Below are 13,283 nucleotides of genomic sequence, written 5' to 3' on the forward strand. Positions count from 1 at the left end.
GACGCGTTACTCGTTTGTTTCTTTTAACAAAAGTATCCATGCCTGTGCATAATCAGGCAATTGCTTATTCGCTTGATGATAATCTTTCCAGCCACGATAACTGTCGACTAATAAATCAAGCTGAAATAAATTATTGTCAAACGCCCCACCCTGATCGGCCAACACGCCTAATCGACTCACTCGTTTACTTTTATCATCAGTTAAAACGCTCTTATCGTTAACAAGATAGCTCACCATGACAAGCTTTCCTAAGCCTAACTCTGCCACATTACCGGCAAAAGTGACTTGGGGTTTAATGGCAATTTTACTTTCTTGAGTAGCCCCGTAGCCCATAATTTCAGGTGTTTCTATAAAATACCAATAGCGTGCTTGCTCTCGTTTACCGATACTATAATCGTAAGCTATACCGTTATTTCTATGCACATTAAAGTAGCGTATTTTACCATCAACGTTTAACACGCCTGTTCCTTGTAGCAGTACATCGTGTAAGGCTTCTTCGGTTAACCATATAAGTGGCTTGGCTAATTTATTTTTTAATAATTCCCCTGCAATTACCTGCTGACGGGTATATTTATAGCGCGTTAACTCGGCACTTTTCTTTTCTGCTTGCTCCAAGGATAGGGTTTGTTCATCAATAGGCAGTGAATATAGGGCTTGTGTGTATTTATCAGTTTGCTTAGTACTGCCATCAAGCAACTTGGTATAATACTTAGTTAAAAATATTTCATCTGCTGGAATATTATTGAGTAATCGTGTTTTCACTACATTTTTACTGACTTTAGCAATAGTATTAGCGGTTTTTTTGTCGGGTTGCCAACGATAAAATTCAAAGTGCTCCTTTAGAAAGTCAGCTTGGGCTAATCGACTCGGTTGATTGTTTTTATTGTCTTCTTGGTTAATTTGACAAATAAATGCTAACGTTTTTTCTACCTTGTCTAAGGTAATATCTTTATTAATTAACTCCCCTGCGTGTACAGCAAATTTATCATTTTTAAATTGCGTTAAATAATCAGCAGTATTGGTTGCCACTTCGCATAACGCGTTAGTGTTTTCAGAAGAGATAACACCTAATTCTTGCGGTTGTTCAACAAAAAAATGTTTCTCTTGGGCATTGGCGCTGCATATATAAAGGGCAAATAGAGAGAAGAAAGGTAAGATAAATTTATTCATAAAGTTAAATGTCGAATTCCTTAGCGGCAAAGTAACACATTAGCATATTTGAATAGTGCCATGCATTACTGAATTTTAGGCAAAAAAAAGCACGTTAAATATAACGTGCTAAAACATGAAACACTAAGGGAAATAAGTTCATATACTTACTAAGAGTGTAAAATATCTTAATAGTTCATTTTTATTTCAAATAATGTTCAATTTATTTTTCATCCAGTCTTTACGTCACGGTTTATCCTACTTTGGCGGCGTCACAATAACAGCAGTTTCGTCTAAATTAAGTGCAGAACTGTCAACAAATCTAAATTGATTAAAACCAATTTTAATCATATCGCCGTCTTCAAGTTGTTGACGAGTTACAGGCTTGCCGTTAACTTCAGTACCATTTGTACTTTCAAGATCAACAAGGTAGGTCACTAAGTTTCCTTTCAAAAAAGGATCGGGTTCTACTACTATGCAAGCATGCTTAGAACTTACTGAACGATCTTCAATATGAATATCACAAAATTTAACACGGCCAATAATCATTTCTTTATTGGATATTTCCCATTTGTTAATTACTACGTCTTCAACAATTAACGCTAAATAAGCCATAAAATCCTCTTCTATATACTAGCCGTTTAATAAATTTTAATTATGCCAACCGTAATATTGTCTTTACTCGACTGGTCGATTGATTGCGCAATCATATCACTGCAAACGCTATGATTAACATTGCTATTTGCCATATATTGCGTAAGTTGCTCATCGGTTAAATAATCATGTAAGCCATCAGTTGATAATAATAACGCATCACCAACCTGAACACTGAAAGATAATACCTCAACTTCAAGCTCACTTTTAGCGCCAATGGCCTTAGATAATAAATTTTTAGTATTTGATTTTTGCGCCTCTTCAGCGGTAATTGCGCCTTTATCAACCAAATACTGAATCATGGTGTGATCTTTAGTCTGTTGCTTTAACTGGTGATTAGATAAGGTGTATGCTCTAGAGTCTCCTACCCAGCCAAGATAACACTGATGGTTATCAATCACTAGCAACACACCGGTAGTGCTCATGCCCTCGTAACTTGGCTGTGACAAAGCTTGGTTATAAATCGCTTGATTCGCTGATTGAATTTGCTGTTCAATCCATGCTAACCAACCTTGTTCAGGTTGTTTTTTAAGTTGTTCAAAAGCGTTGTTTATATAATCAACGAGCTGACCACTCGCCACTTCACCAGCTTTATGCCCTCCAACACCATCGGCAATTAACATCCATTGTACATTGAGCTTTTCATTTTTAACTACACAATTACCGTAACAAATCGCATCTTCATTATTCGAGCGAACAACACCTTGATCACATGCCGTTTCAATATGGTACTTCATATAATTGGCGCCTTTTTAAAATCTCGTTTCAATGCATTAATCAAGGCTTGCTTAAATTCTTGCATCGTTTGATATCGTTTCTCTATGTCTTTGTGCATTGCTTTATTGGTAATACGCGTTGCACTCGCAGGCAAGGTATCAATACATTGACTAACTGGTTTGTGCTTTTCATTAGTAATTTGATAAACCACACTCACGACAGAATCGCCTTCAAAAGGTAAACAGCCACTGAGCAATTGATAAAAAGTAGCTCCCAAACTAAAGATGTCACTTCGGCCATCAACCTGTTTACCTAACACTTGCTCAGGTGACATATAATAAGGACTTCCCATAATCACTCCGGTACGTGTTTTACTGTTATCGGCCACATAAGCAATACCAAAATCGGTTACCGTAACTCGCTGCAAGTCATCATCGTAAATCACGTTCCCAGGTTTTATATCGCGGTGAACAACATTTTGTTTATGTGCATATTCCAGTGCATCTGCCATTTGGATCATTAACTGATAAACCAATGCCGGAGACAATAAGTTATCAGGCTTAATAAAATGCGAAAGTGGTGCGCCAGTTAATAAATCCATCGCGATATAACCAAGCGAGCCTTCTTCACCCACATCATAAATAGTAACAATATTGGCGTGACTTAAATTGCCTGCCGTTTCGGCTTCACGGAAGAATCGGGTTTTAGCTTCATCAACTTCATACTCGTCAGCGCTGTCGTTAAGCTGTAGTGTTTTAATGGCCACATGACGATTTATTTTAGGATCAACACCTTGATACACTATACCCATAGCGCCTTTACCTAAAATACCTTCCACTTGGTATCGACCAAATTTTTCTGCCTTAAAGGTATTAGTGGCCGCTAAATTAACTGCGGATTGCCCTTCACCAATAACCACTGTTTGCTCAAGATCATCTTCTTCTTCAATTACAGGCTTTTTAACTGGAAGTGCAACAGGCTTGATAGTCGGTTTAGCCTGGCTGACAGGCGACTGATATTGAGCCTTTGAAGCTGCTGGTGTAGGTGTAGACGTTTGAGATTTTTTTGATGTTTTATTCTCTAATTGAGTCTTTACTGGGGCTTTGTTTACCGCTTGTCGATTAATTGCAGGGTTATTAGTATGTTGTCTGTAAACCACTATTTTTTGCTGCGTGCCTTTATGCGCAATTTCACTACTGGCAATCCAGTAAAACAATGTTTTTGCTGCCTCAGTTTTATTGTCTTTTTCCAGCATCAGTGCCAATTGAAAAACTTGCTCAACTAAGTTTTCATCGGGCAATGTTTGCTTAAGCAAAGGCAGCAATTTGGTAATATCACCTTGTTGATTAAAACTCGTTAATGTAGCGGCTAGTAATTGGTTATAACGCGTATTATAAGTTGAAATTAGCTGCGTTTCTTTTTGAAAAGCCAATAATACCCCCCAAGAACAATACCAAATAACAACACTAGGGAGTATTTCTAACCACCAATTTTGGGTTGCCAAAAAGTACTGCAAAGCCCCTATCAACAACACAAAAACCGTCAATAATGTAAACTGTGTACTCGCTAACTTATTTTGCATAAACCAAAGCAAATATAACCCGACAAACAACAATAAATATTGTATTAGCTTTATTGGCACAGTTTGATATAAATAATGGTGTGTTAATAATCCCAGAGCAACTCGGCTAATAGTCTCGGTATGCTCGCTAGCATAACCGTCAAAAATAAGTAGCTTAACCTCACTCGCCGCAGCGCTCGATAAATAATTAGCCGACTCCTGTATAGAAGTTAACTTAGGAATTTTTCCTGCACTGATCACCTCACCGCTAAAGCCTACCGGCCAACTGGTATTATTGTGCATTAACGTTAATTGCCAATCTTCAACAAGCTTAACGGTTTCTTCATGTTCAACTTGCCTAATAACTTCTCCCATTAAAGCCAGATAAATATCATCGTTAGACTGCAAAAACATTGGAGCTTTATTGCGTTTACTAAGCAATAAAGGGGAGTAAATAATATTTGAATTATTTTGACTTACCCCATCAAGTACGGGCAATTCTCTATACCAAGACAAAACAGGATTGAATAATGAATTTGACTCGTGCGTTAATGCAACATTCGATGACTGGCTCTCAGTAGCAATAATCACTTTAGATTGTCGAGGATGATTACGTAAAAACACCTGTAACCTTTTGATAAACCTTAAAGAAGGCTGACCAGTTAATAACACTGCGGTATTTGGGCTTTTTAGTAATAACTGCTCAATACTTTGTATATTTTGCTCGGTAAGTGAAGACTGAATACGTAATACAGGCTGTTTTTTAGGTTGTAAATCGCTGCTATGAAATAAAACAAAAAGGTTAAATTGATTAAGACGATTAAAGCCACCTTGAGATAAAGACCAATAAGCTAACCCCCACAACATTAGTAGAAGGTAAAACCAACCCGTTTTATAGAATGGGAGAATACGTTGACTCATGTACCTTTAAAGGCCTTTATTATTATTGTAGGTAACACTAACGAATGAGTTTACCAATAATTTAATACTTATTGAAATAGATAGTGTGGGATTATTAAAAGTTAAGGTGCTTTAAAATAACTACAACTATGAAATTAACAGTTCTACACAACTAAATCAGAATAAGTTAGTACAATTCCCTTTATTCAAGTAACTCTTTCATAGAAGGTAATGATGAATACATATAAATTATTTACATTAATACCACTGGTCATCGCTTTCTCCGGTAATCTTGTTACTTTGTGTCTGTTCATCAGTAATAATACTGAATGACAAACCAAGGTACTCCATCACTTTGATTTTGTTGGTGAGCTTAAGGTTGGTATCGCCTTTTTCTATTTTGATCAGACTCTCTCTTCAAAGATTGCTTTAAAGATAAAGTCTGCTCAAGCTGTAATGCTTGACCTAAAATAGGAGGTCTGGGAGATGGGTTAGGAAATACAACATCACTTTTTGATAGCTTTTAACCAACAGCCAACTTCGCAGTCTCATGCCACAAATATGCTGGCATAGGGTGCTTTAACTTCCATGTAATATTCATAGGTTGGCTGCCTTCATATTTAGCAAAATCTACTGGGCCAAAGTTTACAAACCCCATTGTTCTACCGTTTTCATCTTTGGCTTGTTCACGCACAAATAAAAGGAACGTTTTCTTATTTTCTTTTTGCTTTATATAGCCTAATCCTCTGCCTGAACTTGGTTTAGTGCTGTTTTGGGTTTGCCAATGAAACAAGGTAGGGCTAATAGCATAATCGTGATACATAGTGGTTGCTGAAAACTGTTTCTCACACTTATTAAGAGTTACAAAAAGCAGCTCGGTGTTTGCATCAGCAATATTTAATACACCTTCTCGGCTAGATGATTTTTTGGTAAAAGTGCTATCACCAAAAGCGACAAGAATATGCTCTTTAGGGTAGCGAACATGCATATTGAGTGGTGATGTATCTACCTTGTCATTACCAACGATTGGCATATCAAATTCACTTACATCTAATCGCTCAATAAGAATTGCTATAGCTTCACTTAGCTCACTCTGTAACGCTGTATTTTTCAAAGCAGATAAACTTTCAGTTAGTTTATCAAAATCCAATTGTTTACCTGTTTTATCCCAAAAATCATAATGACACATCAAAGAAAAAAGCGGCTCTTCTAAGGAATCATTGCTTGGTAGAGTTCTTTCAGAGGCATCTAATATTGAGAAGTTATTATCGCAAAGCACTTTAATAAACCGTAAATATGAGAGTGATGTACAATTAATCAATCTATTATTAATAGCTCTGTAATAGGCAGTATAAAGCTCCTTATCCTCATCAATTATTTCTGCTCCCTTGCTTGCAGCAAGTAAAGTTGTCCATCCTCCAAACTTCCCAACTTTTACCTTATAGATATCTTCCAATGAAATATTAGGGTAAATATGTAAAAAGTTACTTAGCGTTAACGGCAAATGAGTAACATGAGGGAAATTCGTTATCAGACTAATTAACTTATTTTTGTTTAGTGTTGCTTGGCTAATGTTTTTAAGGATCATTGTTTGAGTTTTTTCTTGTAACTCAATTCGACACCCTAAAGGAAGATGTGGAAAACCTTTCTTAACTTCTTTTGCTATTGCTTGATTTGTTTTTCCAACTAATGCTCTAAACTTATGTGAAAAGTCGTATTCTGGTCGTGAATTACCGACAAAATCTAAAATAGTGCAGCATTCTTTATCATTAGTTAACCGCAAACCCCGCCCAAGCTGTTGAAGGAAAATGGTTAAACTCTCAGTGGGACGTAAAAATAGCAAGGTATCTAACTCTGGGATATCAACACCTTCATTAAATATATCGACTACAAAAAGCACGTTAATTTGTTTTGATTTAAGTCGCTGTTGCTGAATCTCACGGTCTTTACTGTTATCACTCGTTAATACGCCACAAGCAATATTATGCAATGTGAATTTTTGCGCCATAAAGTTCGCATGCTCTTTACTGACACAGAACGCTAACGCTCGCATTTGGGAAATATCAGTAACCACTTCATCAAGGCTTTGCAGAATACGTAACACACGCTGATCGTTGTAGGTATATAGGTGTGTTAATTCAGCAACATCATAACGCCCCTTTAACCATGAAATTTTAGTGAGATCAGTATCATCATCTATGGCAAAATATTGAAATGGCGAAAGGTGACGTTGATTTATAGCCTCTGGCAACCGAATTTCCGCAGCAATAGCATTACAAAAATCACATAAAATATCCGTACCATCGTGTCGTTCAGGGGTAGCAGTTAACCCCAATAAAATCTTCGGATTAAAATGCTCTAATACACTACGGTAGCTACTTGCAGAAATATGATGTACTTCATCAATAACAATATAATCAAAGTAACCTTCACTTAACGCCAATGTATCAATTTGATTATTTAAGCTTTGGATTGAGGCAAATAGATGCTGATATTTGTTTGGCTTATTGTTCCCAACCCATAGTTCACCAAAGGAACTATTCTTTAACACGCCACGGTACGCACCTTGTGCCTGCTTTAGGATCTCTTCTCTATGTGCAATAAATAAGAATTTTGCTTCAGGGTTATCATTATAAAAACGCGCAAAGTCGAAAGCTGAAATGATAGTTTTACCAGTACCTGTTGCAGCAACTACTAAGTTTCTATAGCGTTCGTGCAGATCTCGTTCAACTTGAAGCTTTTCAAGTATGGTTTGTTGGTGGGAATGAGGTTTGATATCAAAATAAAAACTAGGTGTTGAGTTATTAAAACTTCCTTTTGCCTCTTGCAGTGCGTTTGTTAATTTTTCCCTACTTTCAACTTCACCATCGAAGTATTCAAAGTCTGGTGACTCCCAATAAGTTTCAAACGTACTAAGTGACTTTTCAATAATGTGTGGTATTTCTTGTGAAGTGATTTTAAGGTTCCATTCTAACCCGCTTGTTAAAGCAGAATGCGATAGGTTAGATGAACCGATATATCCGGTATGAAAACCAGTATTGCGCATAAATAAATAGGATTTTGCGTGAAGCCTTTCACGGTTAGTATTGTAGCTAAGCTTAACTTCGGTATTAGGTAACGATGCTAAAAACTCCACTGCTTTTGCATCGGTAGCGCCCATGTAAGAGGTGGTTATAATTTTTAGTTTTTTGCCACTTCGCGTAAATGACTCCAGTTCATTCTTGAATATTCGAATGCCAGCCCATTTAATAAATGATACTAGCCAATAGATTTTATCAGAAGACTGGATCTCTCTTTTTATCTCCGTTTCTAACGAAACACCAACGTTACTACCACAGAACAATTCACTCTGAGTTAGCCCTGTTATAGGCATTATAGAATCTACGTATTTGGGTAAATCAGCAGCAATAGGGTTGGCTTTATCAAATAATGCGGTAAGAATTTTTCCTTGGCTATCTAGTAGGTTTTCGCTGATTAACTCTTCATCTCGAATATGCTTGCTAAGCCATTGAACAATGGTATTAGCGAGGCTTATTTGTTCACTAATGCGATTATCGCCACCTGGAACTGAATCCATGGCAATTTCAATAATGCGAGTTAAGAAACGAGACAGCCATGTTGCCGCTTCAGCAGCTTCTAATGCTCGTTCACCAACATAAAAGGATTCACGATCTAAGTTTTGTTCAACTAACTGAGTTATTAGCTGTTCGTAGATACCCGTTTGATTCATGAAAACCCTTTTCGACTTAATTTTACTTGCTAGGATAACTTAAATAATTAACTTGGCAAAAAGTTATAACGGTTGGTAATTAGCCATATTCTAATTATTAGATCCATGATTTTTTAAAAACATGATGTTTTATCACTCTAAACGCCACATTTTTAGTATTCTCGTCTTATGTTTTTAAAAATATCATGGAAGTAATCTCATGTATTCTGAGTTATTAGAAAATTAGTTCTAAACTTTTAAAAAAAACCTACTAGAATATGGAATAGCAAAGTGAAAAAAGGCTAACTAGCCATTTGACTCGTTTTTCGATTTAGTAAAATGACGGCTAGTGAGGATTTATAAGGGCTTGTGAAGGTTCCAGTATACCGTCAAAGCATTTAAGTAAATACTTATGACGGTAAATGAAGGTTTGTAACTTATTATAAAGGTTACAGAATTCCTACTCTATGTTTTGGATCTGTTTATTTAATATTTTTTCTTTATATATATAAATCAGATGCATGGGGATTTGTATTGTGTTTATTTAAGTATTTTGTCACCATTATTGTCACCATTCTTTCAAGGCTTTATTTCTAGTTTTCGCACTCTGAACATCGCTCATTGTTTCCGGTTCTGGGTCTAATGAATTGATTTCAGCTATACGCTCTTCAGTTACATTTCTATTAGCCAACAAGATCTTTTCAAGTCTCGCAATGTTTTCTTCCCTATGCTGTTCAGCAAATTGGTCACAAGCTTGAGGTGGATTCCAGAATTGATTGGAGTATTCAAAGATTCTATAACTTGTAGACCATAATGATTTTTTTATCCCATATTGGTCTCTGATGTAGTCGAGACAAAATGAATGCTCTTCGGAGCTGAGGAAATACTGAAGTTTCCGCGAAGAAGACAACTCTTTGACATTGGCTAACTGCTGTAGCGTAAGATTTTGTTCATCTGCTAGTTCCTGAAATCCGCCTGAAAAATAGTTAGCTTTTATGACTTTAGCAGCGAGATCTAGAATATGAAAGTCCAGTAATGGAATGTCATTATCAGATGGAAACTTGGTTAAAAGAGGGATAGAAAGGCTCAATAAATAAAATGCTGCTTCAAATTGACCGTTCTGCAATTCGCGCATTGCTTGATGATATAAAACGTCATAGTCGGACGTTGACAGGTTTTCCTGATCGTATCCAAATTTTTCTAGCTTGATCACGACATTTGTATATCTATTGGATTGAACCAACCGTTGTGTCCTAGCTATTTTCAGTTCTTCGTGTAGTTCCGTTAGCCCTTTTGCAAATAGTACGATAGCTTGCTCAACAAAATTTGCTTCGATAATGGACAGAATGTTGTATTTGCCATGTTTGAAGACCTTAGCAGCTTTAGGTAGTAATTCGTCAAAAGCTTCGTTTAGAGCCTTTTTTTTCTTTGAGCGAGGCTGAATTCCGTTGAAGTATTTTCCCCAATTTCTAGTATCTATACTTTCTTTTGAAAAAACTTTGTATACCTCTTTCGCTTTTTCTTTATCAGCTCCACTTTTAACCAGATCCCAAAATGCTCCTTCTACGTCAGCATTTTTCTTGGGTTCGAAACAGGTTGTGCTAACAAGCTTGTCCAAATCAAGGTGTGAGTTAAAACCCAATACTGAAATCACCTCACGTATCCAAAACTGAGTACGAATAGTATTTGACTTGTTATGTTGACCCATTACCACTTCCTCTGGTGCGTAAAAAAAACTTTTTTACGCCATGATATCACTCTCTTTGAGTACTTATGATGTACGCACTTTCCGAATGAACGGCAAGCATTATAGAGAGAACTCAATATGTTGAATAATTTATACATCTTAACATTAAAAGAAGCACCAACAGCACTAGGAATGTCTCGGACATCCTTCTGGAAGTTGAGGCGAGAAGGAAACTTTCCCAAGCCACTCATGATCAAAGAAAAAATTATTGGTTGGAGAAAAGAAGCAGTTACGGAATGGCTAGACTCGTTGCAAAGGGAGGCTGCGTAACATGAATTATCAAATGAGAGGAAAACAGATTCTTGACCAAATTATGTCTAAGTTTAACATTGATGAGAATACAATATTCTATCTGGATTGTGCTCACTGTTTACTAATTATTGAATTTTATTTCGGAATACATCTTCGTGACAATCAACTCATTGATTTGACACACTTTGTTCACTCAAAAATTTGTAAAAATAAAACGAGAGAATGTCATACAAAGCTTCCCTCGGAACTTGTGTGCTTAGGAGTAATTATTACTGATGTAATGGCTAATTCAAAACTTGAAGATTCTAAGGTGGAAGTGTTAGCTCAATTTTTCACTTATAACCAAGGAGGTATCAAATGAGTCGTGAGTTCGAAGTTAAATCTGATAACAGAGAATTTATTAGCGATATGTTGAACAATTTACAATCAGGATGTAGAGAACGATTGCTTTCGTATGAAGACCTAAAACTCTCAACTAAAATTGCTGATTCGATACTAGAAAATTTAGTTGGTAAACAAAAATGGAACGATATTTCTGCTACGGTCATGCCTTATTATGAGGGTTTTTCACCGCTTTATAGAGGAACTCCTCAGCATACTCAATGCATAATCCGCAGGAAAGCGGGTGTTTGGATTGCATCAGGGTTTGAACGAACAAAAGCAATCCGTCGCGGTAGCTTTAAAGTTACTATTGATAGTGATTCTTTGAGTCACAAAAAAAATGAAATTTATGTTTTCGCAACACAACATTTGTCTAGCAACCATATAATAAAATAGTAACGATAGTTACCCCGCTGTGCGAATGAATCTATAAGCAAGGCTGGTCGATTGATCAGCCTTTTACTGCTCTAAAGTGTCATTTATCTAGAGCAATATCGATTTGACGTTGAACATATTCCTGTACTTTTTCTGCTGGTGTGCAAAGCCTCTTCTCTGATTTTTTAACCGGACAAGGTTTCACTGATGGACTGAATCGCACAATAGTCTTACTTTTCGGTTTGTAGAGTTCAATGCTGGCGCTAACAAATTGATTAAGTTCATCTTCTAAATCTTTTGGATTGGCATCAGTCTCAATTCTGAAGAGAAGTAGTTTTAGAGTATCGATAACCTTTTCGTGATATTCGCCAAATACTCCACCATATTTGGCTCCAGCAAACTTTTGAACAAAAGCAGGGTAACAATGATCGTCCAAGTCATGATAGATGAGATCAAATTCAGCTTTTAACTCTCTGAGAAAACCCTCAAATTCGCGAATCAGTTGAATTAGATCCTCCATCTCTGCTGCTTGCGAGAAATGAGCGGATATTAGAAGTCCTACTAGATTGTGTACTCTGTATGCCAAAGAGTTTTTCTTTGTCGGTTCATATGATGCGTACAGCTTCTCGTAAGCATCTAATTTGGTAAATATAGTAATACCTGCATCAATCATGACGAACGCTCCTCAGAAACGCTTATGCTTCGTTTTGTGCTAAAAATTTTTGAGGTAATAAGCTGTGTCAGCATATTTTTGGCTTTTTCAAGTTTTGCTGAAAGCTTATGAATAACTTCAGATTGTTCATTAACAATGTTACTAATAAAACTGGCATAACGTTTTTGTGCATGCCATTCGTGGCGAGTGAGACGTCTGCGTCGAGGCCCATAACGTAGCTGACCATTTTTCAGACCCACTTCCTCAAAATATTCATCTTGCAATTCACGCATAGCCTCTTTATAAGCGAAGTCTTTTTTAGACTTTGAATTTGATTTTATTGCTCTTTGAGCTGCAAGGCCGGGGTGAAAAGAGTTTAAGTCCAATCGACCATCTTCGTTTAGTTTTGGCATAATACAAAAATGAATGTGACAAAATCTCTCATCCGAATGTTTTTCTAACGATACAAACGAATCGCCAAATCGTTTTTTGAGAAAATTCTCAGTGTCTGTGAGCCATTTTTTAACCTCTGGCAACTCCCAATTTTCCGGTGTTGATTCGATTTTAACCGATGCAACACCAAAAGAGATTATTTGTGCATCTGAACGAATTTTCCGTCCAAGAGCATCTCTACAGTTCTTAATAAGTTCTCGAGTTTTTTCTACTGCTTCTAGCGGAGTTATACCGAAAAGTAATTCCGGTGCATGTGGGTTTTGAATGTGGGGGTAAGAATGTTCAGTTCGTTGACATTCTCGCGCTACAGCTTCTGCTGTTGGGCGTTTTGAGCCTTTTCTTTGATTAATTGCATACGTTTCTATATGCAGGAATTGATAGCTATTTTTATGCATGTATTCACCACGGATATTAGTTTAAAGTTAATTCATCCGTCATGACTGTGTTTTTTGGGGTTCGAAGCCCTGCAAGGCCGACCGCTTATGTACGTAGTATATAAGCCTAGTCGGTCACTAGCTTTAAGTCTTTACGGTACCACTTTCGGACAGATGAAGTCAAATTCCATCGCATAATACTTATATGTAATACGTTGATATATAATGGAAAAGTGTTGACATTTAGATTTTTATCGACTAAAATCAGTATCAGAACGTTAAGCTTAATTTTTACCGTCTTCAGACGGTGGGTTATTAGATTTCTTCTGATTTAGAGTTCTTGTTTTTCTTTCTTATTT

The 13,283-nt window shown here is 36.6% G+C and carries 11 protein-coding genes; 3 read left to right on the forward strand and 8 right to left on the reverse strand.

Annotated elements, in window-relative coordinates; translation table 11 throughout:
- Positions 1-6: 6 nt before the first annotated feature.
- The 6 genes from AC27G3_RS12070 to AC27G3_RS12095 form a co-directional block, all read right to left on the reverse strand.
- Complete coding sequence (locus tag AC27G3_RS12070) at positions 7-1,170, reverse strand: MltA domain-containing protein (RefSeq protein ID WP_487121866.1); 1,164 nt, start codon at positions 1,168-1,170, stop codon at positions 7-9.
- Positions 1,171-1,407: 237 nt separating this feature from the next.
- Entirely contained in the window at positions 1,408-1,764 is a 357-nt protein-coding gene (locus AC27G3_RS12075; RefSeq protein ID WP_487121868.1) for an FHA domain-containing protein, read from the reverse strand.
- Between the two features lie 26 nt (positions 1,765-1,790).
- Positions 1,791-2,540 (reverse strand): PP2C family protein-serine/threonine phosphatase, encoded by a 750-nt coding sequence (locus AC27G3_RS12080; RefSeq protein WP_487121870.1) that lies wholly within the window; start codon positions 2,538-2,540, stop codon positions 1,791-1,793.
- The gene (locus AC27G3_RS12085; RefSeq protein WP_487121872.1) at positions 2,537-5,002 is read right to left on the reverse strand and encodes a serine/threonine-protein kinase; all 2,466 of its coding nucleotides are present in this window, start codon (positions 5,000-5,002) and stop codon (positions 2,537-2,539) included. Before AC27G3_RS12085 ends, AC27G3_RS12080 begins: the two co-directional genes overlap by 4 nt.
- Before the next feature lie 502 nt (positions 5,003-5,504).
- Positions 5,505-8,711: a DEAD/DEAH box helicase gene (locus AC27G3_RS12090; RefSeq protein ID WP_487121873.1), complete on the reverse strand. Its 3,207-nt coding sequence runs from the start codon at positions 8,709-8,711 to the stop codon at positions 5,505-5,507.
- 547 nt (positions 8,712-9,258) lie between these two features.
- A complete protein-coding gene (locus tag AC27G3_RS12095) occupies positions 9,259-10,398 on the reverse strand; it encodes a hypothetical protein (protein WP_487121875.1) in 1,140 nt (379 codons plus the stop codon).
- Positions 10,399-10,515: 117 nt separating this feature from the next.
- On the opposite strand from AC27G3_RS12095, the gene AC27G3_RS12100 reads away from it, so the two are divergent.
- Genes AC27G3_RS12100 through AC27G3_RS12110 form a run of 3 tightly spaced genes read left to right on the forward strand, consistent with a single transcriptional unit; the run spans position 10,516 to position 11,466 of the window.
- On the forward strand, positions 10,516-10,707 hold the full coding sequence (locus AC27G3_RS12100) for a helix-turn-helix transcriptional regulator (RefSeq protein WP_487121877.1): 192 nt from the start codon (positions 10,516-10,518) through the stop codon (positions 10,705-10,707).
- A 1-nt stretch (position 10,708) separates the two neighbouring features.
- Entirely contained in the window at positions 10,709-11,050 is a 342-nt protein-coding gene (locus tag AC27G3_RS12105; protein ID WP_487121878.1) for a hypothetical protein, read from the forward strand.
- Entirely contained in the window at positions 11,047-11,466 is a 420-nt protein-coding gene (locus AC27G3_RS12110; RefSeq protein WP_487121880.1) for a hypothetical protein, read from the forward strand. Before AC27G3_RS12105 ends, AC27G3_RS12110 begins: the two co-directional genes overlap by 4 nt.
- A 79-nt stretch (positions 11,467-11,545) precedes the next feature.
- Here AC27G3_RS12110 and AC27G3_RS12115 read toward each other — a convergent pair whose 3' ends face one another.
- Both AC27G3_RS12115 and AC27G3_RS12120 read right to left on the reverse strand, forming a co-directional pair.
- Positions 11,546-12,118, reverse strand: a complete 573-nt coding sequence (locus AC27G3_RS12115; RefSeq protein ID WP_487121882.1) for a hypothetical protein — start codon at positions 12,116-12,118, stop codon at positions 11,546-11,548.
- Complete coding sequence (locus AC27G3_RS12120) at positions 12,115-12,945, reverse strand: plasmid recombination protein (RefSeq protein ID WP_487121884.1); 831 nt, start codon at positions 12,943-12,945, stop codon at positions 12,115-12,117. Before AC27G3_RS12120 ends, AC27G3_RS12115 begins: the two co-directional genes overlap by 4 nt.
- Positions 12,946-13,283: the final 338 nt, after the last annotated feature.

The organism is Colwellia sp. SU-HH01217 (genome assembly GCF_057543495.1).